27 protein-coding genes are annotated in these 24,974 nt (G+C 53.5%); 18 read left to right on the forward strand and 9 right to left on the reverse strand.

Annotated features, from left to right (window positions below):
* From JM93_RS19455 to JM93_RS19475, 5 genes are all read left to right on the forward strand, one after another.
* Complete coding sequence (locus tag JM93_RS19455) at window positions 1–708, forward strand: CpaD family pilus assembly protein (RefSeq protein WP_208995335.1); 708 nt, start codon at window positions 1–3, stop codon at window positions 706–708.
* 24 nt (window positions 709–732) lie between these two features.
* Window positions 733–2,013: a CpaE/TadZ family protein gene (locus JM93_RS19460; protein WP_145346962.1), complete on the forward strand. Its 1,281-nt coding sequence runs from the start codon at window positions 733–735 to the stop codon at window positions 2,011–2,013.
* A gap of 77 nt (window positions 2,014–2,090) precedes the next feature.
* Window positions 2,091–3,524: a TadA family conjugal transfer-associated ATPase gene (locus tag JM93_RS19465; protein ID WP_244300953.1), complete on the forward strand. Its 1,434-nt coding sequence runs from the start codon at window positions 2,091–2,093 to the stop codon at window positions 3,522–3,524.
* A gap of 12 nt (window positions 3,525–3,536) precedes the next feature.
* Window positions 3,537–4,550: a type II secretion system F family protein gene (locus JM93_RS19470; RefSeq protein ID WP_244300954.1), complete on the forward strand. Its 1,014-nt coding sequence runs from the start codon at window positions 3,537–3,539 to the stop codon at window positions 4,548–4,550.
* A gap of 267 nt (window positions 4,551–4,817) precedes the next feature.
* Window positions 4,818–5,531: a type II secretion system F family protein gene (locus JM93_RS19475; RefSeq protein ID WP_341873645.1), complete on the forward strand. Its 714-nt coding sequence runs from the start codon at window positions 4,818–4,820 to the stop codon at window positions 5,529–5,531.
* Between the two features lie 53 nt (window positions 5,532–5,584).
* On the opposite strand, the gene JM93_RS19480 is transcribed toward JM93_RS19475, so the two are convergent.
* Window positions 5,585–6,370 (reverse strand): tetratricopeptide repeat protein, encoded by a 786-nt coding sequence (locus tag JM93_RS19480; protein ID WP_145346968.1) that lies wholly within the window; start codon window positions 6,368–6,370, stop codon window positions 5,585–5,587.
* 164 nt (window positions 6,371–6,534) lie between these two features.
* On the opposite strand from JM93_RS19480, the gene JM93_RS19485 reads away from it, so the two are divergent.
* Genes JM93_RS19485 through JM93_RS19495 form a run of 3 tightly spaced genes read left to right on the forward strand, consistent with a single transcriptional unit; the run spans window position 6,535 to window position 9,233 of the window.
* Window positions 6,535–7,926: a leucyl aminopeptidase family protein gene (locus JM93_RS19485; RefSeq protein WP_244300956.1), complete on the forward strand. Its 1,392-nt coding sequence runs from the start codon at window positions 6,535–6,537 to the stop codon at window positions 7,924–7,926.
* 59 nt (window positions 7,927–7,985) lie between these two features.
* The gene (locus JM93_RS19490; RefSeq protein ID WP_145346970.1) at window positions 7,986–8,336 is read left to right on the forward strand and encodes a MarR family transcriptional regulator; all 351 of its coding nucleotides are present in this window, start codon (window positions 7,986–7,988) and stop codon (window positions 8,334–8,336) included.
* A gap of 21 nt (window positions 8,337–8,357) precedes the next feature.
* Entirely contained in the window at window positions 8,358–9,233 is an 876-nt protein-coding gene (locus JM93_RS19495; RefSeq protein ID WP_145346972.1) for a C40 family peptidase, read from the forward strand.
* Between the two features lie 16 nt (window positions 9,234–9,249).
* Here the strand turns inward: JM93_RS19495 and JM93_RS19500 are convergent, their stop codons facing one another.
* A complete protein-coding gene (locus tag JM93_RS19500) occupies window positions 9,250–10,431 on the reverse strand; it encodes a DNA recombination protein RmuC (RefSeq protein WP_145346974.1) in 1,182 nt (393 codons plus the stop codon).
* Window positions 10,432–10,531: 100 nt separating this feature from the next.
* On the opposite strand from JM93_RS19500, the gene def reads away from it, so the two are divergent.
* The 5 genes from def to truA are packed head-to-tail and all read left to right on the forward strand — an operon-like array spanning window position 10,532 to window position 14,078.
* Window positions 10,532–11,050: a peptide deformylase gene (gene def, locus JM93_RS19505; RefSeq protein WP_145346976.1), complete on the forward strand. Its 519-nt coding sequence runs from the start codon at window positions 10,532–10,534 to the stop codon at window positions 11,048–11,050.
* Window positions 11,051–11,074: 24 nt separating this feature from the next.
* Window positions 11,075–11,707 carry a MarC family protein gene (locus tag JM93_RS19510; RefSeq protein ID WP_145346978.1) on the forward strand — a complete coding sequence of 211 codons (633 nt, stop codon included), beginning with the start codon at window positions 11,075–11,077 and terminating at the stop codon, window positions 11,705–11,707.
* Window positions 11,708–11,739: 32 nt separating this feature from the next.
* Entirely contained in the window at window positions 11,740–12,678 is a 939-nt protein-coding gene (gene fmt, locus JM93_RS19515; RefSeq protein WP_145346980.1) for a methionyl-tRNA formyltransferase, read from the forward strand.
* 26 nt (window positions 12,679–12,704) lie between these two features.
* The gene (locus JM93_RS19520) at window positions 12,705–13,244 is read left to right on the forward strand and encodes a GNAT family N-acetyltransferase (protein WP_145346982.1); all 540 of its coding nucleotides are present in this window, start codon (window positions 12,705–12,707) and stop codon (window positions 13,242–13,244) included.
* 6 nt (window positions 13,245–13,250) lie between these two features.
* Window positions 13,251–14,078, forward strand: a complete 828-nt coding sequence (gene truA, locus JM93_RS19525; RefSeq protein ID WP_145346984.1) for a tRNA pseudouridine(38-40) synthase TruA — start codon at window positions 13,251–13,253, stop codon at window positions 14,076–14,078.
* Here truA and JM93_RS19530 read toward each other — a convergent pair.
* Entirely contained in the window at window positions 14,075–14,536 is a 462-nt protein-coding gene (locus JM93_RS19530; RefSeq protein ID WP_145346986.1) for a hypothetical protein, read from the reverse strand. The genes truA and JM93_RS19530 overlap by 4 nt on opposite strands.
* A 63-nt stretch (window positions 14,537–14,599) precedes the next feature.
* Window positions 14,600–15,439 carry a DUF2189 domain-containing protein gene (locus JM93_RS19535; protein WP_145346988.1) on the reverse strand — a complete coding sequence of 280 codons (840 nt, stop codon included), beginning with the start codon at window positions 15,437–15,439 and terminating at the stop codon, window positions 14,600–14,602.
* A gap of 202 nt (window positions 15,440–15,641) precedes the next feature.
* Here JM93_RS19535 and JM93_RS19540 point away from each other — a divergent pair, with 202 nt between their 5' ends.
* From JM93_RS19540 to JM93_RS19555, 4 genes are all read left to right on the forward strand, one after another.
* Window positions 15,642–16,070, forward strand: coding sequence for a DUF805 domain-containing protein (locus JM93_RS19540; RefSeq protein ID WP_280114727.1), 429 nt, complete (start codon window positions 15,642–15,644; stop codon window positions 16,068–16,070).
* A gap of 21 nt (window positions 16,071–16,091) precedes the next feature.
* Window positions 16,092–17,264: a succinyl-diaminopimelate desuccinylase gene (gene dapE, locus JM93_RS19545; RefSeq protein ID WP_145346992.1), complete on the forward strand. Its 1,173-nt coding sequence runs from the start codon at window positions 16,092–16,094 to the stop codon at window positions 17,262–17,264.
* Window positions 17,265–17,279: 15 nt separating this feature from the next.
* On the forward strand, window positions 17,280–17,873 hold the full coding sequence (locus JM93_RS19550; RefSeq protein WP_208995336.1) for a hypothetical protein: 594 nt from the start codon (window positions 17,280–17,282) through the stop codon (window positions 17,871–17,873).
* Between the two features lie 147 nt (window positions 17,874–18,020).
* Complete coding sequence (locus tag JM93_RS19555; protein WP_145346994.1) at window positions 18,021–18,689, forward strand: class I SAM-dependent methyltransferase; 669 nt, start codon at window positions 18,021–18,023, stop codon at window positions 18,687–18,689.
* 36 nt (window positions 18,690–18,725) lie between these two features.
* On the opposite strand, the gene dapD is transcribed toward JM93_RS19555, so the two are convergent.
* The gene (gene dapD / locus JM93_RS19560) at window positions 18,726–19,574 is read right to left on the reverse strand and encodes a 2,3,4,5-tetrahydropyridine-2,6-dicarboxylate N-succinyltransferase (RefSeq protein WP_145346996.1); all 849 of its coding nucleotides are present in this window, start codon (window positions 19,572–19,574) and stop codon (window positions 18,726–18,728) included.
* 228 nt (window positions 19,575–19,802) lie between these two features.
* Between dapD and JM93_RS19565 the strand changes: the two genes are divergently transcribed.
* Complete coding sequence (locus JM93_RS19565) at window positions 19,803–20,708, forward strand: DMT family transporter (RefSeq protein WP_145346998.1); 906 nt, start codon at window positions 19,803–19,805, stop codon at window positions 20,706–20,708.
* 665 nt (window positions 20,709–21,373) lie between these two features.
* On the opposite strand, the gene JM93_RS19575 is transcribed toward JM93_RS19565, so the two are convergent.
* The 4 genes from JM93_RS19575 to argB form a co-directional block, all read right to left on the reverse strand.
* Complete coding sequence (locus JM93_RS19575; RefSeq protein WP_145347000.1) at window positions 21,374–22,240, reverse strand: LysR substrate-binding domain-containing protein; 867 nt, start codon at window positions 22,238–22,240, stop codon at window positions 21,374–21,376.
* A gap of 67 nt (window positions 22,241–22,307) precedes the next feature.
* Window positions 22,308–23,231, reverse strand: a complete 924-nt coding sequence (locus tag JM93_RS19580; RefSeq protein ID WP_145347002.1) for a DUF817 domain-containing protein — start codon at window positions 23,229–23,231, stop codon at window positions 22,308–22,310.
* 15 nt (window positions 23,232–23,246) lie between these two features.
* Complete coding sequence (locus JM93_RS19585) at window positions 23,247–23,993, reverse strand: pyrimidine 5'-nucleotidase (protein WP_145347004.1); 747 nt, start codon at window positions 23,991–23,993, stop codon at window positions 23,247–23,249.
* Entirely contained in the window at window positions 23,990–24,877 is an 888-nt protein-coding gene (argB, locus tag JM93_RS19590; RefSeq protein ID WP_196220724.1) for an acetylglutamate kinase, read from the reverse strand. The genes JM93_RS19585 and argB overlap by 4 nt, the downstream gene beginning before the upstream one ends.
* Window positions 24,878–24,974: the final 97 nt, after the last annotated feature.

Consider the following 24,974-nt stretch of genomic DNA (forward strand, 5'->3'; position numbering starts at 1 on the left):
ATGATGCATAAATGGACATCCAATATCGGGTTCAGACCAGGTCGCCACGTGTTGCTTGCAGCGGCAATGGCCGTAGTGGCGGGGTGCCAGTCAAATACCTCGCAAACCGAATTGCTGGCTGCGAACGATTACCGGCTCAGGCATCCGATCGTTATCACAGAACAACCCCAGACACTCGATTTGCCTGTAGGCTCTCACACGCGTTCGTTGAACCGTGATTTGAAAGATGCGGTTGCCCAGTTTGGGGCCGAATCCGTTCATCATGGGAACGGGCGGGTGGATATGCAGGTGCCATCAGGTGCCGCCAACGAAGCAGCTGTTCATGAGGTTTCGAAGCAGGTGCGTGCAGCGCTGAAACGAGGCGGCGCGCGATCAGTCACGACCCGGAGCTATCCCGTCGGAGATGCCAAAGCTGATGCACCGATAAGGCTGTCTTATCCGAGATTGAAAGCGAGCGCTGGTCCGTGTGGTGAATGGCCAAAAAATATCGGTGGTTCGGTAAACCAGAACGTGGACTATGAGAACTTTGGATGTGCGACGCAGGCAAATCTGGCTGCTATGGTTTCGAATCCGGCGGACCTTCTAACGCCGCGGGCATCCGCACCAGCCGACCAAAACCGTCGTGCCACAGTTTACGAGAAATACCGCAAGGGTGAATCAACAGCTGCGGAATTCACGGAAGGTGTCGGCGCAGAAGTTGCCGAATAATCTTAGAGCGGGCGGCAGAATAAGATGGCAAACCTAGATTACAGCAATCTTGATGCGCAGGCATCCGAACGCTTCGAGGACAATGGGAACCAAGGGATAAACATCCCTCCAGTTCCTCGGGTATCGATCCAGTGCTTTTGTGCTGAGCAAGAAACCGCTCGGGTTGTTGATGCGGCAGCCGAAGACCGGCGAATGGCCAAGGCCCATGTCAAAACGAGCATGGGCGGCATCGAGGCAGCCATTCAACACTTTGCACAGGCGCCCAGCCCGAATCTGATTGTGGTGCAGGTTTCCGGGGGGCGGGATAAGATCCTGCAAGACCTGGAAAATCTCGCCGAGCACTGCGATGCAGGAACAAGTGTCATTGTTATTGGCTCAATCAACGACGTTACCTTCTACCGCGAACTCATCCACAAGGGCGTGAGCGAGTACCTGGTGACACCGGTTGATGTCTATCAGTTCATTGGTGCTGTAAGTGATCTGTTTGGGGACCCTGACGCCGGTCCGCTTGGGCGCATCATCGCTTTCTTTGGTGTTAAAGGCGGATGTGGATCTTCCACCGTTGCACATAACGTTGCTTGGGCACTGGCACGAGAATTCCAGAATGAAGTCAGCGTGGTTGATATGGACCTTGCCTTCGGGACCGCAGGTCTCGATTTCAACCAGGACCCGTTGCAAGGTATTTTCGAGGCGATATCGTCGCCCGAACGCCTGGATGAAACGCTGCTTGACCGGATTTTGTCCAAATGTTCGGAACATCTGAACTTGTTGGCAGCGCCTGCCACCCTCGAACGCACATACGACTACAGTGAGACGAGCTTTGACTCTCTCATTGATATCATGCGCGGCACGACACCGAATGTCGTTTTGGATATTCCCCACGCTTGGAATGCTTGGGTGAAAAGAACACTTGTTGCAGCAGATGACGTTGTGATGGTTGCTGAGCCGGATCTCGCAAATCTGCGAAACGCTAAAAACCTGGTTGATACGTTGAAGCAACTGAGGCCGAATGACAGGCCCCCGCATCTTGTGATCAACCGCTCCAATGTTCCAAAGCGTCCAGAAATCAAACCCGACGAATTTGCTGCAGCTCTCAATCTACAGATTCTATCGGTTCTGCCGTTTGAGCCACAATTGTTTGGAACGGCAGCCAACAACGGCCAAATGATTGGCGAAGTTGATGAAAACCATGCCAGCGCGAGGCTTATAAAAGAAATCGCGCATGTTGTCTCGGGCAAGGCAGCTCCCGTTAAAAGCAAAAAGAATCCGTTAACCGCTTTGTTAACGAAACTCGGCAAAAAATAACTCCTCAAAAAGGTTCTGGTGATTAGATGTTTGGACGGCGCGGGACAAAGCAATCTGACGGTGCGACTGGACGGCCGATGGCGCCGCTGCCAGTCGAACCGGACCTTGCCCCGTCTATGGGAGCACCGGAGGCTAGCGCCGAGCCGACAATGCCGCCGCCGCCTGCCGCAAGACCGGAACCCGAGACAGTTTCCGAAGAGCCGCCGAAGCGGAGAAAGACCGAAGATTACTACGCAACAAAAGCACAAATATTCAATGCTTTGGTTGAAGCGATCGATCTTTCGCAGTTAAGCCGGCTTGGACCTGAAGATGCGCGCGATGAAATCAGAGACGTCGTCAATGACATCATCGCTCTAAAAAATGTCGTCATGTCGATCTCCGAGCAGGAAGATCTGCTGGAAGACATCTGTAATGACGTTCTTGGATACGGTCCTCTGGAGCCGTTGCTGGCGAGGGATGACATCGCCGATATCATGGTGAACGGCGCCGAGACAGTCTACATCGAAACACAGGGCAAAGTTAAGCAAACCGCTGTTAGTTTCCGGGACAATGCGCAGTTGATGAATATTTGTCAGCGCATCGTCAGTCAGGTCGGCCGCCGGGTCGATGACTCCAGCCCGATATGTGATGCGCGTTTGCCCGACGGCTCTCGCGTCAACGTCATTGCACCGCCGCTCGCAATCGACGGGCCAGCACTCACCATTCGTAAGTTTAAGCGCGATAAGCTGACACTCGACCAACTGGTGAAGTTTGGTTCGATTACGCCCGAAGGCGCAGCGATACTACAGATCATTGGGCGCTCAAGATGTAATGTCCTGATTTCTGGAGGTACGGGTTCTGGTAAAACGACCCTTCTCAATTGCTTGACAGCTTACATCGAGAATACAGAGCGGATCATTACCTGCGAAGACTCCGCAGAACTTCAGCTTCAGCAACCGCATGTGGTCAGGCTCGAAACACGCCCGCCTAATCTTGAGGGTGAGGGTGAAATAACGATGCGGGACCTCGTCAAAAACTGCCTTCGTATGCGTCCGGAGCGCATTATTGTTGGTGAGGTGCGGGGACCCGAAGCATTTGACTTGCTGCAGGCAATGAACACGGGCCACGACGGGTCCATGGGTACATTGCACGCCAACTCGCCGCGCGAAGGCCTCTCACGTCTTGAGTCGATGATCACAATGGGAGGGTTTTCGCTTCCTTCGCGGACACTCCGGGAAATGATTGTCGCGTCGATTGACGTGGTTGTTCAGGCTGCGCGTCTTCGTGATGGATCCCGTCGGATCACCCACATAACTGAGGTCGTGGGAATGGAAGGCGATGTCATTATCACCCAAGACATTTTTCTTTACGACATGGTCGGTGAAGATGCGAATGGCAATATCATAGGCCGTCACCGCTCCACCGGTATCGGGCGGCCGAAATTTTGGGATCGTGCAAGATATTTTGGCGAGGAAGCCCGTCTTGCTCAGGCTTTGGACGCGTCTGAAATGCCTGAATATGTGAGCGAATAGGGGCAGCTGATTGTGCTTGAGAGTCTGTCAAACCCCAATGTCCAATTCTTACTCGTAGCCATATTGGTGTCGCTGAGCATCGGTGGGCTGATTTACGCTGCTTTCGAACCGACACTATCAGGCAGGAAACAGCGCGAACAGCGTATGTCTTTCGTCGCTGAACGCCCGCAGTCTTCTGATCAGCGCAAGAGTGTGCGTGATACGAACCGAAAGAAAAAATCTGTTCAGGATCAACTCAAAGAATTTGAAGAACGTCAGAAGGCGAAGCAAAGCAAACAAAAGAACCTATCACTGACGATGCGGATCGAGCAGGCCGGGTTGACTTGGAGCCGCCGGCAATTTGTTTTGTTCAGCCTCGCGGCGGGCGTTGTGTTCGGGGTTCTGGGTTTGGTCTTGGGTGGAGGTCTTCTTGTCGCAGCCGGGCTCGGGTTTGCAGGGGCATTTGGTTTCCCTCGTTGGTATTTGGGCTTTAAGAAGAAAAGCCGGCTAGACTCTTTCCTGGATGAGTTACCCAATGCCGTCGACATTATTGTTCGGGGCGTTCGCGCCGGTCTCCCGTTGTCAGACTGCATCCGGATTGTTGCGCGAGAGGCGCGAGATCCGGTGAAAACGGAATTTCAAAAGATACTTGAAACCCAGGTTATGGGGATTTCGCTGACTGAGGCGGTTCTCCGACTGCCCGATAGAGTGCCCGTGCCCGAGGCCAACTTCTTTGCTATCGTGATCTCTATTCAGCAGAAGGCAGGTGGCGGTCTTGCCGATGCTCTTGGGAATCTGGCCCGAGTTCTCCGTGGCCGAAAATCCATGAAAAGAAAAATTAAGGCAATGAGTTCAGAGGCAAAAGCTTCTGCTGGTATTATTGGGTCACTGCCAATATTCGTTACTGGTCTTTTATACCTTGTGGCCCCGGAATACATATCTGTTATTTTTACAGAGCCGTCTGGAAATTATGTCCTTATTGGTTGCGGGCTTTGGATGATGGTTGGCATATTTGTAATGCGTCAAATGATCAACTTTGACTTCTAGCGGGGGGCGCACTTGGAGAATCTGCTCGGCACACAAATGATTGCAGCAATCCTCGCTATGATTGCCGTATCGGGAACCGTTTTCACTGTTGTGATGCCATTCTTCGAGCGGGATGCACTCAAGTCTCGCATGAAATCTGTTGCTATTGAGCGCGACAAACTCAGGGCGCGCGAAAGGGCGCGTGTTGCTGCCGAAAGCACCCAAGCCCGGACGGCGATACGTGCGCAGCCAAAGCAAAACCTGAAAAACATCGTTGACCGCCTTAATTTGCAAAAGGCATTTTCTGACGAAGATACACAAGCTAAACTTCGTATGGCCGGCTTCCGAGGAACTGGTCCGCTCTACACGTTTGTTCTAGCTCGCCTGATCACGCCAATTGTGGTGTTTTTCATAGCGCTTTTTTATGTGTTCGCGTTTTTGCCAGATACATATCCGTCAATAACAAAGGTTTGTATTGCTCTTGTGCTTGGCGGCATTGGTACGTTTGGGCCGAACATCTACTTGAAAAATAAAATCACCAAACGTCAGGCAGATATCAGGAGAGCATGGCCAGACACACTCGACTTGATGCTTATCTGCGTCGAATCAGGCATGTCGATTGAGGCGGCTTTCCACCGTGTTGCAGAAGAAATTGGAACACAGTCGATACCGCTTGCTGAAGAACTTTCGCTCACCAACGCCGAGCTTTCATACCTCAGTGACCGTCGTCAAGCTTACGAAAATCTTGGCGCGAGAACCGGTGTTGAAGGCGTCAAGAACGTCATGATGGCCCTGATACAGGCTGAACGCTACGGAACACCGGTGGGGCAAGCAATCCGTGTTATGGCCGACGACAACCGTGAGGCGCGCATGCAGGAGGCGGAAAAGAAGGCTGCATCTTTGCCGCCTAAGCTGACCGTGCCTATGATTGTGTTTTTCCTGCCGGTATTGTTCGTGATCATTATGACGCCCGCGGCATTCCAAATAATGGACGCATTTTAGGGCAGTCAACGCGGGGACTGAACATAAGTGCTGAAAACGCGTTTCTTCAGCCGTTATCCCTGTTGGCGTTTTTGAAGCATCTGGCGCAGATAGGCGATGTTTGCTTCTGCCTGCTTGGGGTCAATCTCTGCCTGTGCCACCTGAATAGCTTGGTCGAACTTACCTTGAAGTCCAAGAACAAGTGCCAGGTTTTGCCGAATCCTGCTGTCGGCTGTTGGCAGGGCTGCTGCCTTTTTGAGGGTGTACTCCGCCTTGGGGAGATCGTCGGTCAAAAGATACGATAGGGCCAGATTGTTCAAAAGGGTCGGCTCGTTCGGTACGATTTTTAGGGCTTGATTGTACAGAGCTCTGGCTTGCTGGTGCTGTCCAAGCTGATCGTGTACAGCGGCCTCTGCTGACATGAGTTTCCAGTCTGGGGTTTCAGGCGTTTGAGCACGCTGCAGGACGTTCAAGGCTTCGTCGAACATGCCGTTCATAGCCAGGACTTTCCCATAGGCGGATGATATTTCGCGGTCATTTGGGTAAGTAATCACGGCGCTCCGTAAAACAGCCATCGCCTGTGTGATTTGGCCATTGCGCTGCAACGCGTTTGCGTAACCGAGGATCGCGGAGCGGTCCTTTTCGTTGCGCGTGTAAGCATTGGTCCAGCGGGCAACCTGTTGACGAGCCTCGGTTGAGCCCGGTGCAACGTAAGCGGTGTTCGGTGTGGCCGAGTGAGTTCCGGTGCCGCCGTTTTTCGAAGAGGCGCATGCAGATACTATAACCGCCGCAGACAACACCAGACCAAGTCTCAGTGCTTTCAAACCGACTCGCCGCTGCGAATGTGTTGCGACACCCATAATCGTCTCCTCACGGATCAGAAACTCAAACTCTAATTAGCAATAATCAATTAACCCTAATGCATGGTTAAACTTGCAGATTGCGAAACCGGTTATGGGAGTTGCCAAGTGGTGACCTAGTCAGTAGGTGTCGGAGCACATACCAGCCAAAGAGAGGTTTTGTCGTGCATCCAGCTCTTGTTCACCGCAACAGTGTCGATCAGGTGACGCGTGTTTTGGCCGTCAGTGAAAACACGCTGGCAGAAACCCTCAGCACTTTGAGCGACACGCAATTGGAATGGTGCAAACTCAATGGCTTTACCGGCAAACAGGGCAGCGCACTCCTTTTACCTCGTGGCGAAAAAGGCGAAATGATTGCATTGTTCGGAACAAAACCAGATGGCTTGCATGAAACGCTTGCGTTTGGCGCTGTGATTACTCTCCTGCCGGCTGGCGACTATGCGTTGGATCCAGCTTTCCCGGATCAAGAGCAGGCCACGCTCGGTTTCCTGCTTTCCAATTACGAGTTTGCCGCCTACAAGGCCGGGAAAGCCCCGGAATATCGGCTTGTTCAGCCGGAGGGCATTGATGTTGAAAAGCTTCTCCACATAGCCGAGGGCGTAAGACTCGCCCGCGACCTCATAAACACACCGGCGAACGATCTCGGTCCTGAGGAGCTCGCACTTGCCGTTAAGGACCTCTTCGACGCACATGAAGGTGAGGGCCGGATAGTTGCCGGTGACCATTTGCTGGCTGAGAACCTTCCGATGGTGCATGCGGTTGGCCGCGCCAGCCGTCGTGCTCCGCAGCTTGCCGATTTCTGCTGGGGTGCGCCTGATCACCCGAAAATCACGCTGGTCGGGAAGGGGGTTGTGTTCGATACGGGCGGGTTGAACATCAAGCCCGGAAATTCGATGGCCCTTATGAAAAAAGATATGGGTGGAGCTGCGAATGTACTTGGCCTCGCCCTGATGATTATGGCGCGAAAGCTTCCTGTCCGGTTGCGGGTAATTGTGCCTTGTGTTGAGAACGCTATTTCCGGCAACAGTTTCCGGCCCGGTGATGTCTTGGAGAGCCGCAAAGGGCTAACGGTCGAAATTGGCAACACCGATGCCGAAGGACGCTTGATCCTCGCCGATGCATTGGCGCTTGCAAGCGAAGAAGAACCGGAATTTCTTATTGATATGGCAACACTGACAGGGGCTGCCCGTGTTGCTCTTGGTCCCGACTTGCCGCCATTTTTCACCGATAACGAGGCATTTGCCGATGAGCTTCAACTTGTGAGCGAAGCATCTGCCGACCCGGTCTGGCGTTTGCCGCTTTGGCAGCCCTACATGAAATATCTCGAAAGCCAGATTGCCGATATCAATCACATCAACACATCGGGGGCCGGGTTTGCTGGCTCCATTACTGCGGCATTATTTTTGTCCCGATTTGTTGAGGATACATCCAAATGGGCCCATTTCGACATTTATGGTTGGAGCCCGACCACGCGTCCAGGCAAACCGGCGGGCGGTGAGGCGCAAGCGATCAGAGCTCTGTTTGACCTCCTATGCGAGCGCTATGACAAAAAATAACGCAACCGAAACGAAATGATGGTTGTTTTTACCGGTATCCGATAGGGGACTGCAAAAGTATGCCGGTTGAAATGAGAGCGTCTCAGGCGTTGAGATTGCTGCACGATGTAAATTTGAGTCTGGTTCGCGGCAACGACGCGGACCTATCGTCGCGCCAGCTCACGATCCTTTTAAAGGTCTATCTTGAACCGCCGCCGCATACAGTTAGGGGGCTTGCCGCTGAGCTGGATGTGACCAAGCCAGCGATCACACGTGCCTTGGACACTTTGGGCTCACTCAGATTGTTGTCTCGAAAGCGGGATGAAGCCGATCGCCGCAACGTCATCGTGACACGCACCTTGGACGGTGCGCTCTATCTTGAGCGGCTGGGTGATCTGGTTGTTGAAAAAGCGCGGGCTCTAGCACGATAAGCCCGGTCTGGAGAGATTCGCATGGCGTATGACCGCCGACTGCATCCCGTACGGCCCGATATCGCGGCAGAGAGTTATCGCGGAATATACGAAGCAGAACGGTACTCGCGCGGTATTCAAAGGCGTATTGTCTCAGATAAAGTTCCGATGACCGCTAAGCCGCGTCTGGACCAGCCAATCGACACGGAGATTCTTTACGGAGAGGGATTTACTGTTTTCGAGGAAACGCCGGATGGATGGGCCTGGGGGCAGTTGGAGACTGATGGATATGTTGGTTGGGTTCCATCGGAGGCGTTGAGTGATATGCCCGAAACGGGTCATATAGTGTCGGCCCTGCGAACATATCGCTATCCCATGCCCGACCTAAAATTTCCGCCGCGAGGTTTGCTGTCCATGGGAGCGCGTGTTGCCGTGACGGACCGAACAACAGTTCGCGGCCTAGACTACGCAAAGCTGTCTGACGGATCTTTTGTCGTTGCGAAACATTTGTCTCCGCTGAACGGCGTTGCCGGGGATTGGGTGGCCGTTGCCGAAGAGTTCCTCGGGACGCCCTATCTTTGGGGTGGCAGAAGCAGTTTGGGGCTCGATTGCTCAGCGCTTGTACAGCTTGCCGCTCAACGTGCCGGCATAAGTGTTGCGCGGGACAGCGATATGCAGGAGAGGAGCGCAGGCATTCCCGTAAAGTTCGACGGCTGTGGAGACGGCCTCAGCCGTGGTGATTTGATATTTTGGAAGGGACACGTCGCCATAGTGACCGGGCCGAACAAACTCATCCATGCCAATGGATACACCATGACAGTGGCTTTCGAAGAAGTGCAGGTTGCGTTAAGCCGGATCGCCGAAACCGAATGGGGCGATGTTACGTCGGTCCGGCGTCTCGAAGCCGGAAGCAACTAGAACACGCTGTTGCTTGCTATCCGCGAGACGACATCAATGGTGCGGTTGACGCCTGGTCTGTTTCTTTTCCATTTTGCTCGCCAAGGTCCAGATCTTCGATTTTTCGGCTTCGTTTACTGATTTTGTCAGTTGAAATCAGGATTTGATCGATATCCTTGTTGGCCTGGGAAAAATGGGTTTGAAGTTTTCCGACGCGGTCATTTAGACGGCTGACATCGTCAATCAGGTGGCCAACTTCTGCTTGAATCAAATGCGCTTGCTCACGCATTTTTGCATCCCGCAGAACGGCCTGAATAACTTGGATGGAAAGCATTAAAAGAGACGGGGAAACAATTACCACACGAGCCCGGTGCGCTTTTTGCACCAAGTCCTCAAAACGCTCGTTCAGTTCTGCAAATACACTTTCGGATGGAACAAACAGGAACGCCGTATCTTGTGTCTCACCGGGCAGCAAATACTTCTCGCGGATGTCTTGAATGTGTTTGGTGAAATCTCTGCGGAATTGGGCTTGTGCTTGTTTAAACTGTTCTTCTGTTTCAGCGCCCTTGAGAAAATTGAACCCTTCGAGCGGAAACTTGGCGTCTATTGCAAGAGGCGGCGCGCCATTCGGCATGTGAATAAGACAGTCCGGCCGGCTGTTGTTCGAAAGTGTCGATTGAAAAGAGTATGTGCTGGGCGCCATCTGGTCTTGAATGATGGCTTCCATGCGGCCTTGCCCGAAGGCTCCGCGTGTCTGCTTATTCGACAAGATAGACTGAAGCTGGCCGACTTGACCGGAGAGATCGGAAATCGTGCGTTGGGCACGGTCGATAACTGCCAGCCGCTCGTGGACTTGCCGCAGGCCCTCATGTGTCTGTTGGGATGTTTGGGACATCGATGCGCCAATCTTGTGCCCCATGCCATCAAGGCGGTCATTCACCGCGCGCATCATATCGGTCTGGCGCGATCCGAAAACCTCTGCCATCGTTTGCATGCGGCCCGTCATCTCACCCTGCGTTTTCAGGAGTTCCGACAGATGGGATTCGAGCTCATGTATCCGGGCTGCGGCCTGATCTTCCGTCTTGGCACGTGAGCGCATTTGCTTGAGTATTCGGGCAGCCAACCAGCAGGTTAGGAGGAGCAATACGAGTCCGGCCACTGCGGACGCTTCCCAAACTGATACCGATCTGTTGCCGATGACGAGGAGTGTTTCTGACATGAAACAAACATAGAACGATTCGCGTCGCAATGCAGTGCAAGCTTTTGAGGATACGCGGTTTCGCGTTGACCGTTGCGCCTGCTTTGCCTATTTGGAGCTCATGACGATACGAAACATTATAACCATTCCCGACCCGGTGCTCAGGGAGGTTTGCGCGCCCATCGAAAGTGTGGATGACGCAGTACGCAAACTTGCCGACGACATGCTCGATACCATGTACGACGCGCCCGGCATCGGTCTTGCCGCGAGCCAGATCGGCATTCTTCAACGCATATTTGTGCTTGATGTTGCTGCCGAAGGTGAAGACAAATCTCCTATGGTTTTCATAAATCCGGAGATCGTCTGGTCGAGCGAAGATCTTTCGATATATCAGGAGGGATGCCTGTCCATTCCTGAATTTTATGAGGAAGTCGAAAGACCGGCGTCAGTACGGGTCAAATATCAAAACCGTGATGGCGAAAGTCAAGAGCTTGAAGCCGACGGGCTGCTTGCGACATGCATTCAACATGAGTTGGATCATCTGAATGGGAAGCTGTTCATCGATTACCTGTCCAAGCTCAAACGCGACCGGGTGGTCAAGAAATTTTCAAAGGCGGCCCGGATGACGGCAAAAGCCTAGGTCGATTGGCTGGAACGGTGGGACATGGACACGGCGTTTTTCTTGAAAATGTTTGCCGCCTTGTTCGCAATCATGAACCCGATCGCCAATTTGCCCGTGTTCTTGTCCCTCACGTCCAGTCGGGACGCGCGCGGCCAAAGAGCGGTTGTCGTCACACTTACGATTGCGCTGGTGACTGGAACCGCCTTGGTTTCTGTTGCCGGCAACGCATTGTTGGCGCTTTTCAGCATCAGCGTTGATGCCTTTCGGCTCGCAGGCGGTTTTTTGATTTTGCTGATCGCTCTCAAGCTGATTGCAGGGGAGCAAAGCAAGGCGCACCACGGCACAGATGCTGAAAAAGCTCATCACGCGGACGTTGAGAATCCCGCGATCTATCCGCTCGCGGTACCCATCCTGCTCGGCCCTGGAACAATATCAACCTTGATTATCTACCGGGGACAGATCAGCACGGTCGGGCAAGACATCGCTTATGCAGCCGCTGCATGCGCCGCTATTGCGCTTCTTGTTGCTACCTTCTGGAGTGCCCCGGTCCTGTCCAAGGTACTCGGGCAAACCGCACAGAGCGTGATGGGGCGGCTTATGGGCATGGTATTGTCGGCCATTGCAATGGAAATGATGGTCTCAAGTCTCAAATCTTTGTTGCCAGGCTTGGCCTGACAACGCGCACCTTTCAAACCAGCAGGAATACCATGTCACTTCGCGTTGTTTTTATGGGGACGCCAGACTTTTCGGTCCCGACCCTGATGGAAATTGTCGGGCAAGGACACGAGGTTGTTGCGTGTTACTCGCAGCCGCCGCGTCCTGCCGGACGGGGAATGGATTTGAAAAAATCACCAGTGCATGAGGCCGCTGAGTCTCTTGGGATACCGGTTCTTACGCCGAACTCGTTGAAAGGGACTGACGAGCAAGCAGCATTCAAGGCGCTGGAGGCTGACGTCGCGGTGGTTGTTGCCTACGGTTTGTTGCTGCCGAAGGCTATTCTTGATGCACCTGCTCATGGATGTTTGAACTTGCATGCGTCTCTGTTACCCCGATGGCGTGGAGCTGCCCCGATCAACCGGGCGATAATGGCGGGAGACCCGGAAACCGGTATTCAGGTCATGCGTATGGAAGAGGGGCTGGATACTGGACCTGTGTGCATGTCCGAAACCGTTGCGATTGACGCATTGATGACCGCGGGCGAACTACACGACCGGTTATCTGCCTTGGGAGGTGATCTGATGGTTCGTGCTCTGGCGGCTCTCTCACGAGATGCCTTAACCACAGCACCGCAACCCGGAGACGGCGTAACTTATGCCCCGAAACTATTAAAGGAAGAGACACGCATAGATTGGTCGGCTTCAAATACAGATGTCCATAATCACATCCGCGGATTGTCGCCCTTTCCAGGCGCTTGGACAGAGTTTAGCATCGGGAATAAGCAAGAGCGGCTCAAGATACTTCGATCGGCGCCAGACACGTCTTCTGGAGCTTCTGGATGCGTTTTATCTGTTGACGATGATCCGGTCATTGCCTGCGGCCGCGGGGCAGTGCGTTTGCTTCAGGTGCAGCGCGCGGGTAAGAAGCCGATGTCCGGTAAAGAGTTTTTGCGTGGCGCGCCGCTCAAGACTGGTGACCAGCTATCGTAGAGCTGTGCGGCCGACGAGGAAAACAAATGACAATTCCCGAACCTGATACGCGTTTTGAAGTGAGGCCGTTCGCTACAGCAGATGGCGGAGCAGTGCGTGAGGTCATTGCAGATGCTTTTGGCCAGGAAAGAGAAGCCCGCCTGGTTCATCGCCTGCGGCACTGCGGGGCGCTTGTGAAAGAACTGGTAGCGGTCAACACGGCGGACCGGGTGATTGGCAGTATTTGTTTTAGCAGGGTCACAGCCGCTGCCGCCGGGCAGAGCCATGCGCTTTCGATCGTGTGTCTTGCGCCGGTATCAGTCTTGCCGGACTACCGGCGGCTTGGCATCGGCGCCGCTTTGGTGCGCACGGGTCTGGAAGCTTTGAGGGAACACGGCGAGGATCTGGTGCTGGTTCTGGGCTCACCCGCTTACTTCGGCAGGTTTGGATTTGATCCAGAATTGGCAAAGAAGGTCAAAGGCCCGTATGCGGGCAAAGCCTTTATGGCGTTGGCCCTTTCAGACGCCGGTTCCTTGGATCTTCCCGTCGAAGTCGCATTTGCAACGCCGTTTGAAGAGTTCGAATAACAACACATGCCCCGCTATAAATTAACCGTGGAATATGACGGGCGCCCGTTCTGCGGATGGCAGCGTCAAGCGAACGGACCTTCGGTACAGGCTGTTATCGAACGCGCACTCAAGGCTTTTACGGGTGAGGAAATCACCATTGGCGGTGCTGGGCGCACCGACACCGGTGTCCATGCGACCGGTCAGGTTGCGCACGCGGATCTCTTGAAGGACTGGGCCTCCGAAACAGTGATGGGGGCTTTGAATTTTCACTGTCAGCCCGACCCCGTCGTTATTTTGAATGTTGAAAAAATGCATGAGGGATTCGATTCCCGGTTTTCGGCAATCCGGCGAGCATATCAATATCGGATCCACAACCGATTGCAGCCCCTGACGCACCATCGGGGTCTTGCCTGGCATGTAAAGTATAACCTCGACGAAAAGGCTATGCACGAGGCGGCGCAGGAATTTATCGGACACCACGATTTTACGACCTTTCGCCACTCGCGTTGCCAGGCAAAGAGTCCGATGAAAACCTTGGAGGCGTTCAATGTGCGCAGAGAGGGGGAATTCGTCATCGCCGAGTGCGAGTCGCGCTCTTTCCTGCACAATCAGGTCCGTTCAATGGTCGGATCGCTCCGCCTGGTTGGCGAGGGAAAATGGGGCCTTGGCGATATTACCAGGGCGCTTGCCGCCAAAGACCGGAGAGCCTGTGGTCCGGTCGCACCGGCCGATGGACTTTATCTCACTCGTGTCGATTACCGATCGGCTAGGAACGACCTTGAGGCTCTGGCTGATTGGAAGGCAAGAAAAGCGGAGCTCGATGAGGCTGAAAATGAACGAGCTAAAGGTTAGCCGTTCCACTCTCCGAGGATTTGGGTCAGATTCATGAGGATGTACCCGAGCAATATGACCCCTGCGATGATTATCACAGTCCATGTGAACAGCTGAAAACCGATCGTCATTGCACCTAGGCTTACCGACATTGCCGCAAGTTTTCGATCTTCTCGCAAGACGAATGATAGAAGGCCCAAAATAATCGCACTGGCACCAAGGATAGGCCCAACGGTCTGAAGGATGCGATCGGTGTCCCATCCGGCAGGTTCAGGCTTCGGCGCGGGCTGCCCTTTAAGAGCGCGCACGGCCGAGTTGCGAATATCAGCCGCGGTTTCTCCGATTGTCTGGCCAATGGTTGGTTTAGGTTCAAACGGACCAGCCGAGAAATGCGCAATCACAATCAGGAAGCCTAGGGTGCCTAGCAAGGCCCCGAGTCCTGAGATCAAGTGCCGCCGCGGTCCGGATGATGCGCTCATGATATGGAAACCCCGATTGACTGCCGTTTTAAACCCCTATGATCCAGAAATGGAAGGGAACGCCTAATTTGCAGCTTCCTCCATAATGTCTTTACGTTCGGGAAATGAGACGCACTTTTTGTAAAGATGCCATGTCGTATGCCCAAGAATCGGTAGCGTGATTACAAGGCCCAAGAAGGCAGGTGCCATCGATACGATCAAGACGATCGTCACGATAAATGCCCATCCGATCATGGGGATAGGGGAAGCTGTGACTGCTTTCACGCTTGTGATCATTGCAGTAATGAAATCACGATCTTGCTCCAAGAGCAGTGGGAACGAAATCACCGTCAATGTAAACAGAATGAGGGACAAAATAGCGCCGACCACGTGGCCGACCGCGAGAAACATCAAGCCTTCTGGCGTTGAGACAACCTCGTTCAGGAACTCTCCGAAGCTCGCAAACGAGCGGAATCCCAAAAACAATGCGAGCAGCAGCCGTACCTGGTACATCCACATGATTTGTATGAACAGTACCACGAATGCCATCCATGACAGCTCCCGGCCCTTTTGTTCCCACATTGTTGTGAATATCTTGCTCCAGCTGATTTCCTCTCCCGCGCTGATCCGTCTGCTCACCTCATAAAGCCCAACTGCCGCAAATGGTCCGATCAGTACGAATCCCGCAGCAAGCGGGTAGCTAAGGTAACTCATGCTCAAAGCAGAGGCGCTGAGAACAACAATGAGGCCGCCTAAGGCAAAAAAGGCTCCAATCACCAGTCCGTATTGAGGCGCGCGTTTGAAATCATTGAGCCCTGCCGACAGTGCGTCAATGACGTCGTCAAATGAGATCGTTCGAACCTTCGGCTCCGGCGGCAATGCCGCTGGCACCGTTTGGGTCGTCGTTTCGGCCTGGTCAGCCATGGTGCATCCTCCCAAATGCAGCAGATAAGATGTAGGATGACGTAAAAATCTGGGCTGGCCAATCCCGATAAGCACTGACAAGTTCTTGACGTACTGCATTCATGCCCCAAACCCGTCGGAATTTTCTATTCTTCTTGATCGGTTTGGCAGTTGGCATTACCTCCTTGGCAGCTTTGAATTTTACCGAACACACGGGAACTCCATGTCTCTTCCGCGTCAAGACGCCAACACCTCGCCAGGACTTCTTTGGGCGCTTGCCAGTCCGATCGGCCGTATGAGCCGCGAACCCTACTGGCTGGGATTCGGACTGGTGTGGATTGTTATTGGTATTGCGATGCGGCTTTGGTGGCTCTCGCTTGGCGCAGACACACCTGTCGAACAATTGAATATTGTCGATTTCGTAGGCTCTAACGCGCTTTTCCCGATCTTGTTTTTTGTTTTGAACTGGATCGAGCTGGCCATGGTTATCAAGCGTGCGCAAGATGCTGGGCTGACGGGATTTTTAGGCCTGCTGGTTTTTGTTCCCATCATTAATCTGATAGCGGTTGTTATCATTGGACTATTGCCGAGCCAGCCGGCCCCAAACAAATATGGTCCGATGTCAAACAGCTATTTTCGTCGTCCCTCCTGATCATAAGGCATTATGGCCAATATGAATTCCGAAACACAGCTCGTCACCGAAATCGCTCAGGAGTTGATCCGTTGCGACTCCGTCACGCCGAATGAGGGCGGCGCACTCACGGCGCTTGGAAACCGGCTTGAGGCAGCGGGTTTTGGTGTTGAACGGATCATGTTTTCGGACGACAAGACGCCGGACGTAGACAACCTTTTCGCGACAATCGGCACCGGTGGTCCGCATTTTGTGTTTGCCGGACACACAGATGTGGTGCCGCCCGGGGCTTCGCAAGATTGGACGTTTGGGCCATTTGAAGGCCACGTCGATGCAGGCTTACTTTACGGTCGCGGCGCTGTTGACATGAAAGGAGGGGTCGCAGCCTTTGCCGCAGCGGCCATCTCCTTTCTGAAGGAGCGGCCGATGCCGATGGAAGGCCGGATTTCGTTTCTGATTACCGGAGACGAAGAGGGGCCGGCCATCAACGGAACGAGGAAGCTGCTCGAATGGGCGGAGGTGCAGGGCCATCGGTTTGATGGTTGCATCGTTGGCGAGCCAACCAATCCGAAACAGATTGGCGATGCGATCAAGGTTGGCCGGCGCGGCTCCTTGTCCGGTACGATTGTCGTGTCAGGTGTTCAGGGTCATGCTGCCTATCCTCACCTTGCGGATAATCCGATCCCGAAACTGGTAACGGTCTTGTCCGCTCTGAATGGGATGGTGCTGGATGCCGGAAATGATCGGTTTCAGCCATCAAATCTCGAGATTGTGACGGTCGACGTCGGTAACACTGCGTTTAACGTCATTCCCGCCAGGGCTGTCGCCCGGTTCAACATCCGTTTCAACGATGAATGGACGCTTGAGGCTTTGAAAGAACGTGTCTCCGAAACCGTCGTCAGCGCAGCGGTGGGTGTAGATGCCCGGGTTAGCCTTGAGTTCAAGCGCGATGCCAGCGAGTCGTTTTTGACGCGGGATTCCCGGTTGATCGAGACCCTAAGCAAAGCCGTCGCAGATGAGACCGGTCGTTCGCCGGAACTTTCCACCGGAGGGGGGACGTCGGACGCAAGATTTATCAAGAACTATTGCCCGGTCGTCGAGTTTGGTCTGGTCGGGCAGACTATGCATAAAATTGATGAGAACGTCCCTCTAGCGGATCTGGTTCAGCTTGAGGCAATATACCTGCGGTTCCTTCAAAGGTACTTCTCCGCTTGAAAGGCGACGCACTGGATGATCAGACAGGCTGAAGTGTACGCTGCATTCCGGGGCTCACTGCAGCTTCTGCGTTATGACCCGCGCGGCATGATGGGTTTTGACACGTCCGTGGGCGGATTTTGGCGCTCCTTTCTTGTTGTGTTTTATTTGCTTCCGCTTTTTTGGATCAGCTCCCTTGCGGAAAAGAAGCACATCGTTGAGCAGGCCAATATCCTTCCTGAGAATTTTCCCGAAACAATATATTGGAGCGCAAAGTTAACCGGGCTAGGGCTCGATTGGATTGCGCTGCCCCTGCTACTTGCAAGTTTGGCGGGGCCAATCGGGGTAACAAAGGGCTTTGTTCCATTTATCGTGGTCCGCAATTGGACGAGTCTTTTAACAGCGATCCCTTACGTTGTAATTTCGCTGCTTTATCTGGCGGGTATCATCAGTTCGGGCGCTATGGTCTTCGCGTCACTGGCGACCCTTCTGGTCGTTGTTTGGTTCCGCTACGTGATTGCACGCATCGCTCTTGGAGCCGCAGCTGGGACTGCGGTGGGAATCGTCTTGATGGATGTGTTGATTTCGTTGTTCGTCACCGAATTTGCCTACAAGCTGTGGGGCGGCTGACCGGATTAACCTTGTACGCATACAATTTGAAATTAACCTTAGGTTAACTTTACGTTTTCAACTCAGAGAACTACGGGGTAACAAGAGAAGGCGCTCCACCAAGGCGCATCAGAAAGTATATGTTTGTCAGTTATACAGCAGGTGGTTGTGCTAAACATTTCTCCAGTCTCGCCGAACAACAGTTTCCGCAAAAGGCGCGTCGCGCTTCTTGCTAAAATCATTGATGAATATATCGCGATAAAAGGCCGTTGCCGCCTCATCGATATGGGGGGGACGCTCGAGTTCTGGAATGTTTGGAATACTTTTTTTGACTACGAAAAGCTCGAGATCGTATGTGTGAACTTGCCAGCCCAATCGATGGCTGCGCCGCATTCAAACGTCCGCTATCTTCAGGGGAATGCATGTGACCTAAGCGACTTTGAGGACAAAGCGTTTGAGGTCGCATTTTCCAATTCAGTTATTGAGCATGTTGGCTCTTGGGCCAACATGCAGCGATTTGCGAACGAGACTGCGCGGGTTGCAAAAAGCTATTTTGTTCAAACGCCGAATTTCTGGTTTCCCGTTGAACCGCATGCCCGTTTGCCGATCGTTCATTGGCTTCCAAATCAGATCAATTATCGGATCCACATGGCAACCAAGGCCGGTTTTTATGCCAAGGCCGCCAATGTCGGGGAGGCAATGGTCAGTGTCGAGGACGCCGAATTGCTTGACGCGCGGCAGATGGCCTATCTGTTTCCAGATGCGGACATCAAGCACGAGCGTGTCCTTGGCTTGTCAAAGTCTATTCTGGCCACGCGGCATCAAACCCCGGCTTGAAAGAGTCACGGAGTTTGATGCGGTAGCGTGAGCCGATTAGTCTCGAAGCAACTCGTTGATGGATGTCTTGGAACGTGTTTGCTCATCAACGCGCTTGACGATGACTGCACAATATAGACTTGGACCTGGAGTACCGTCCGGCAGCGGCTTTCCTGGCATGGCTCCTGGCACAACCACTGAGTAAGCCGGGACTTCACCAATGAATGTTTCGCCGGAATTGCGGTCGATGATTTTGGTCGAAGCACCAATGTAGACGCCCATCGAAAGCACCGCGCCTTCACGCACTACAACACCTTCAACGACCTCCGAGCGCGCGCCAATAAAGCAGTTGTCCTCGATGATAACAGGGCCCGCCTGAAGCGGTTCCAGAACACCGCCGATACCGACCCCGCCCGACAGATGTACGTTTTTGCCGATCTGGGCACACGATCCGACGGTTGCCCAAGTATCCACCATCGTACCTTCATCGACATAGGCACCAAGGTTCACGAAGGACGGCATCAACACAACGCCTTTGCCAATGAACGCAGACCTGCGGACGGTCGTGTTTGGAACTGCACGGAAGCCGGCCTCTTCGAAGTCTACACCACGCCATCCGTCGAACTTTGAAGGCACCTTGTCCCACCATGTCGCGTCACCCGGCCCGCCCTTGATCACTTCCATCGGATTGAGACGGAAAGACAAAAGAACGGCCTTTTTCGCCCACTGGTTGACGACCCAGTCCCCCTGCTTTTTCTCTGCGACGCGCAGGTGGCCGCGGTCAAGCAGGTCGAGGGTTTTGACTACGGCATCACGGATGTCGCCTGTAGTATGGGTGTCGATGTTGGCCCGGTCTTCAAAGGCCGCATCAATTGTCTGTTCCAGTTTGGCTAGGTCAACTTTCATAAAGGTTCACTCTCTGAAGCGCGCTGAATGTGAGCGCGACCTAAGCTTTCCGTTCTGGCACTGTCAAGCCAATCAGCACGGCTTCGCGAACAGATCACGCGAAACAACAGGCTTTCCGGCTGTGCAGTCTGTTTTACCTCACGGCCGGCTATTGTTGAGGAAAGGTCAGCAATGCTGTGCGAGGTCACATGATAGATTGTAATGCGTTGTTAACAGGCCTTTTCCGACATGGAACTTTGGATCCCGATCACTATTTGCGCCGCCTTTTGTCAAAACGCGCGTTCGGCCGTTCAAAAGTCTTTGCAATGCCATGTCGGTACGACCGGAGCAACGTTTGCACGTTTCGGCTACGGTCTTCCATTCGCGGCAATCTATGTAATCGTCTTGCATGTTGGGTTCAGCTTGCCGCTTCCCTCACTGAACGCGGTTTTTCTGGTGGCCGGAGCAGCCGGTGGGCTTGCCCAAATCGCGGGCACCTTCCTGCTTGTCTACTTGTTTTCGCAAAGAAATTTTGCGGTTGGAACGGCGTATTCAAAAACGGAACCGATACAGGCAGCACTGTTCGGTTTTGTCTTGCTTGGAGAGAAAATATCCTGGGCATCGGCCGGGTTCATATTGGTCGGAATCGGCGGCGTTGTGGTGATTTCCCTTGCCCGCAGCAGCCTCAGCCTCGCGACCATATTTTCCGCTGTTCTTGGCCGCTCCGCATTGATCGGTATGGCGTCCGCTGCATTGTTCGGTGCTTCGGCCATCGCATATCGTGTTGCCTCGTTGGCACTGGAAGGCACCGGTGTTGCCATGCAGGCGGGATTTGCTCTGTTTTATGCGACCGTATTTCAGACCGTTTTGATGGTTGTTTGGATGCTTCTGAAGTCCCCTGCCACTTTGCAAGCCAGTGTCAAAGCGTGGCGCAGCGCGACCTGGGCGGGTGCGCTGGGCATTGCAGGATCGATTGGGTGGTTTACGGCCATGACCCTGCAGAATGTAGCCTATGTCCGCGCGCTCGCTCAGATCGAAATGGTCTTTACGCTTCTCGCCTCGTTTTTTGTCTTCAAGGAAGCAGTTTCAGACCGGGAAATCTTGGGGTGCATTTTGATCATCGCGGCAGTAGTCGGCATAGTACTCACGCACTGACGCTGCCAACCCTGTTATGGATTGAGAACAATCACTCGGGTTTGGCCCCCATCGCAAGTGTAACAACAATTCGAACAGCGGTTTCGATTTTCATATCCGACGCCCCAGTAAGTACTCGATCTGTTGCGGACCCAGGCTCCGTAACAGATCGTTTCCCCGTACCGGCACGAAATGCCTATGGTTTTTGTTGAATAGTCATCCAAGACATAGATCCTGCCGTTCCCAGGCCAGACATGGCCAAGCCGCGTATCGGAATATAGTTCTACATCAACAATTTTCGGGTGCTGACTCTGGAAACGCTACGTCAGAGATTCGGCCGAAACATGCGATGACGATGACATTGCAAACAGAAGTCCGGCAAGCAGTGTGGAAGAAAAATATATGAGTTGCCGCATAGGGAGCTTCCAAACGCAGGGGGATGCAATTCGTAACTTGAATGAAATGCGATTGATGTCTGTGCGGCAAGAAAAAAACGCAAGCAATGGCCCGCACCGACGAAACGCGGAACGGCATGTTTTTCTGCCCTTTGCATTTGGTCAAATTGGATTCAGCTGCGTTGCAAGAGGCTCTTGAATGCCCCCCGAAGATTGTTATCCGCGCTTTTGCTCTTCCATAGACGTCTGCCCGCCGTGAACCACGTCATTTTTAACCACAAATCCACACCGTCAGGGTGCTTCAGACCGAAGCCAGTCTCTGAAGCTCGATACTGGTCTTGACATTGGGCGTGTTGGGGAACGCACGAACCAATAACCGGTCTCCAGCTCAACCTGAGGCCAGTTCGGAACAACTAAGTGACCTGCTTCGAGTTCGGTTTTCAAAAAACGCCTATCGATTACGATTGCCCCCATACCTGCGATCGCTGCTTGAATCGCGAGGTCCCGTGTTTCCAAAACCATTCCAGCCGCACTGTCGGCGTGATCCAACTGTGCTGATCGCAGCCAGGTTGCCCAATCAGATCGACGGGCCGCACTATGCAGCAGCCTTTGGGATTTCAGTTCGTCAATTACAGGTTTGTCGGGCGCGTTCAGAAGCCGCGGCGCAAGAGCGACAGTAAGGTGTTCTTTCCAAAGAAGTGTGCTTTCCACCCCGGGCCAGTTTCCTTTCCCCAATCGGATGGCGCAGTCATAACTTTCGCGATTAAGATCAACAATTCGAGTTGAGGTCGATAATAGAATTTCGACATCAGGCTGAAGACCCTGGAATTGTGGCAGGCGGGGAATAAGCCATCGGGTCGCGAACGTTGAAACTGTGCTGATCCGCAATTCCGTGCGCCCGCGCCGGCGGAAACTGTCGACCGCCTCATCAATCTTGTCGAAAGCATCTCCAAGACCAAGTGCAAGTCGCTGACCTTCTTCCGTCAGAGTGAGTCCGCGCCCATCACGCAGAACCAGCGTTGCCCCGAGTTCGCCTTCCAGTTTCCGCAATAGGTGGGATAATGCAGAGGGCGAAACACCGAGGAGTTCGGCAGCAATTGATGCCCGTCCATGCCTGGCAAGAAGCGAAAATGCATGCAGAGCACGGAGGGATGCCATTTAGATCTTCCAGAATGGAGTCTGAGATGATCAAGAAAGACCAGCTTTTGCGCGTGTTTTCAAGCACCTATGTGACCGGTGTGCCGGGCTCTGCCGGTATTTCGTCAGTCTCCGGCAACGGTTTGTTGATTATGGTCACGAGAACGAATGATATGATCATTAACAAAACCCACGCATTCAATTTGTGCAATGAGACCAGCGACCAACCATCTAGTTGATCCGGGTACTGCCAGGCATTTGCGAAGGTGCCGATGTTTTCTGCAATCCAGATAAACACCGCGACCAGAAAGAACCCGAGTATTAGGGGCATTTTGTGCCGGTACCGATAGACCGAATAGTGTACCCAGGTCCTCCCAAACAAGACAAAGAGCATTCCAAACAGGCCGAGTCGTATATCCACCGTGAAATGGTGAGCGAAGAAATTGACATAGATTGCCAGCGCGAAGATCCACGTTGTCCAAAGCGGCGGATAATGCATGTAGCGGAACTGAAAGATCCTCGAGATTCTCGCCAGATAGCTTCCGACGGCCGCATACATGAAACCAGAGAAAAGAGGAACGCCGCCGAGGCGAAAGAAACCGTTCTCCGGATAGACCCATGATCCCGCGTGGGTTTTGAAGACTTCCATAGCCGTGCCAACAACATGAAAGATGAGAATTACTTTGGCCTCATCCCAGCTTTCTAGTTTGAAAGCCAACATGCTGATCTGAATGACAACCGCGCACAGGAATAAGAAATCGTAGCGTGTGACCCAAGCTTCCTCTGGGTAGACGAAACGGGTCAACAAAATGAGCGCCAGCAGGAGGCCGCCGAAGACGCAGGCATAGGCTTGTTTGAAGCCGAAGGCGAGAAACTCGGTAAGCGCCGCGCCGAACTGGCTGGGACCGAAATAACGGTCCACGTAGGGAAGGAATTGGTGCAGAAGGCGTTCGGTCCGTGAACCGGGCGTGACGGTGGTGTCCAAGCGGATGGCAAGGTGTCGCAGCGTCATAAGAGGCATCCTCTATCAGCTGTGCACGGCGCCGTTCACTGCTTTCAAAAACCCGGTCAAATCGTCTGTAACGAAATCCACATGAGGGGCATTCGCACCTTCGAGTTCCCAGCTCTCCCGGAATACTTCCCGGGTTCCCGAAGGGACGATGAGGGCAGTTCGCATCCCAAGCCGGTGAGGCACCTCAAGATTGTGGTGCAGATCTTCAAACATGGCTGCGCGGACCGGCGAAACGCCGGTTTTCTCTATAAACAGGTCATAGGTTTCTTTATTCGGTTTCGGCAGCAGTCCTGCAGCAACGATGTCGAAAATGTCTTCGAAGTGTTCGGTGATACCGAGTGCCGCTGCAGTCCGTTCAGCATGCGGGCGGTCCCCGTTTGTAAAGATGTATTTCTTTCCGGGAAGACGCGCGATCTGCACGCCCAAATCAGGATTTGGCCGGACATTCGAATAGTCGATATCATGAGCGAATGCCAGGAAATCGTCAGGATCGATTTCATGTTCGACCATCAAGCCGCGTAATGTTGTTCCATATTCGCGGTAATAAGCTTTCTGCTGTTCGGTCGCGGTTTTTCGATCAAGGTTCAACAGTTTGGAGACATATTTCGAGATCTGGTCGTTGATCTGACTGAACAGGTCCGTTTCCGCTGGGTAGAGCGTGTTGTCCAAATCAAAGATCCAAGCCTCGACGCCCTTGTAGACCCGCAGGTCTTGGCTGTGCGCGTACGTGCCCTCGGCGCTAGGTTCGTGACGGCCGGTCATGGGCAGATCAATGTGCCAATACCGCGATCGGTAAAGAGCTCTAGAAGAACGGCATGCGGGACCTTGCCATCCAGGATAACCACGCCTTCGACGCCTCGATCCAAGGCCTCAATGCAGGTTTCGACCTTTGGTATCATCCCACCCGATATCGTTCCATCTGCCATCAATTCGCGTGCGCGTGCGACGGATAATTGCTTAATCAGGTTTCCGTCCTTGTCGAGAACTCCCGGCACATCGGTAAGAAACAACAGCCGCTTTGCATTCAATGACCCTGCGATTGCGCCTGCAAATGTGTCGGCGTTGATGTTGTATGTCGCACCATCGATTCCAGGGGCCACCGGCGCAATGACCGGAATGAGATCTTCCTTTAGCACCAGTTTGAGCACGGTTGAGTTGACTGTGCCCGGTTCGCCGACGAATCCGAGATCGACGACTTTTTCAATATTGGAATCAGGATCCACCGCGGTGCGTTGCAGTTTTTCGGCAACCACCATGTTCCCGTCTTTGCCGCACAATCCGACAGCACGCCCCCCCTCGGCATTGATCGACTGAACGATCTCCTTGTTGATTGAGCCGGCAAGCACCATCTCCACGATCTCTACGGTCGCCTTGTCGGTCACACGCAATCCCGCTTTGAACTCGCTGACGATGCCGAGACGCGTCAACATTTTACCGATTTGCGGCCCTCCGCCGTGAACGACCACCGGATTCACACCGGATTGCCGCAGCAGGGTTACGTTCCGTGCGAAAGCTTTTCCTAGTTCCGCGTCGCCCATCGCGTGGCCGCCATATTTTACCACGACCGTCCGGTTGTCATAGCGCTGCATGTAGGGAAGCGCCTGTGCAATGATATGGGCACGGCTGTGATTGTCGGGCAGTGTCATGTTAAGCGAAGCTCACTGAAAAAGTCGATTGGCCGGACCGGCTCTATAGCCGGTTTAGCACCGGGGCTCAACGAAACTGTCTGTTTTCAGCGGTCCG

It is taken from the genome of Roseibium hamelinense (genome assembly GCF_007830545.1).
GTDB lineage: Bacteria > Pseudomonadota > Alphaproteobacteria > Rhizobiales > Stappiaceae > Roseibium > Roseibium hamelinense.

Excerpts from the sequence above, each read along its gene's own strand:
- JM93_RS19455 (WP_208995335.1), top strand. The coding sequence starts at position 1 with ATGATGCATAAATGGACATCCAATATCGGGTTCAGACCAGGTCGCCAC.
- JM93_RS19460 (WP_145346962.1), top strand. The coding sequence starts at position 733 with ATGGCAAACCTAGATTACAGCAATCTTGATGCGCAGGCATCCGAACGC.
- JM93_RS19465 (WP_244300953.1), top strand. The coding sequence starts at position 2,091 with ATGGCGCCGCTGCCAGTCGAACCGGACCTTGCCCCGTCTATGGGAGCA.
- JM93_RS19480 (WP_145346968.1), bottom strand. The coding sequence starts at position 6,370 with ATGGGTGTCGCAACACATTCGCAGCGGCGAGTCGGTTTGAAAGCACTG.
- JM93_RS19490 (WP_145346970.1), top strand. The coding sequence starts at position 7,986 with ATGCCGGTTGAAATGAGAGCGTCTCAGGCGTTGAGATTGCTGCACGAT.
- JM93_RS19495 (WP_145346972.1), top strand. The coding sequence starts at position 8,358 with ATGGCGTATGACCGCCGACTGCATCCCGTACGGCCCGATATCGCGGCA.
- JM93_RS19500 (WP_145346974.1), bottom strand. The coding sequence starts at position 10,431 with ATGTCAGAAACACTCCTCGTCATCGGCAACAGATCGGTATCAGTTTGG.
- def (WP_145346976.1), top strand. The coding sequence starts at position 10,532 with ATGACGATACGAAACATTATAACCATTCCCGACCCGGTGCTCAGGGAG.
- JM93_RS19510 (WP_145346978.1), top strand. The coding sequence starts at position 11,075 with ATGGACACGGCGTTTTTCTTGAAAATGTTTGCCGCCTTGTTCGCAATC.
- fmt (WP_145346980.1), top strand. The coding sequence starts at position 11,740 with ATGTCACTTCGCGTTGTTTTTATGGGGACGCCAGACTTTTCGGTCCCG.
- JM93_RS19520 (WP_145346982.1), top strand. The coding sequence starts at position 12,705 with ATGACAATTCCCGAACCTGATACGCGTTTTGAAGTGAGGCCGTTCGCT.
- truA (WP_145346984.1), top strand. The coding sequence starts at position 13,251 with ATGCCCCGCTATAAATTAACCGTGGAATATGACGGGCGCCCGTTCTGC.
- JM93_RS19530 (WP_145346986.1), bottom strand. The coding sequence starts at position 14,536 with ATGAGCGCATCATCCGGACCGCGGCGGCACTTGATCTCAGGACTCGGG.
- JM93_RS19535 (WP_145346988.1), bottom strand. The coding sequence starts at position 15,439 with ATGGCTGACCAGGCCGAAACGACGACCCAAACGGTGCCAGCGGCATTG.
- JM93_RS19540 (WP_280114727.1), top strand. The coding sequence starts at position 15,642 with ATGTCTCTTCCGCGTCAAGACGCCAACACCTCGCCAGGACTTCTTTGG.
- dapE (WP_145346992.1), top strand. The coding sequence starts at position 16,092 with ATGAATTCCGAAACACAGCTCGTCACCGAAATCGCTCAGGAGTTGATC.
- JM93_RS19550 (WP_208995336.1), top strand. The coding sequence starts at position 17,280 with ATGATCAGACAGGCTGAAGTGTACGCTGCATTCCGGGGCTCACTGCAG.
- dapD (WP_145346996.1), bottom strand. The coding sequence starts at position 19,574 with ATGAAAGTTGACCTAGCCAAACTGGAACAGACAATTGATGCGGCCTTT.
- JM93_RS19565 (WP_145346998.1), top strand. The coding sequence starts at position 19,803 with ATGGAACTTTGGATCCCGATCACTATTTGCGCCGCCTTTTGTCAAAAC.
- JM93_RS19575 (WP_145347000.1), bottom strand. The coding sequence starts at position 22,240 with ATGGCATCCCTCCGTGCTCTGCATGCATTTTCGCTTCTTGCCAGGCAT.
- JM93_RS19580 (WP_145347002.1), bottom strand. The coding sequence starts at position 23,231 with ATGACGCTGCGACACCTTGCCATCCGCTTGGACACCACCGTCACGCCC.
- JM93_RS19585 (WP_145347004.1), bottom strand. The coding sequence starts at position 23,993 with ATGACCGGCCGTCACGAACCTAGCGCCGAGGGCACGTACGCGCACAGC.
- argB (WP_196220724.1), bottom strand. The coding sequence starts at position 24,877 with ATGACACTGCCCGACAATCACAGCCGTGCCCATATCATTGCACAGGCG.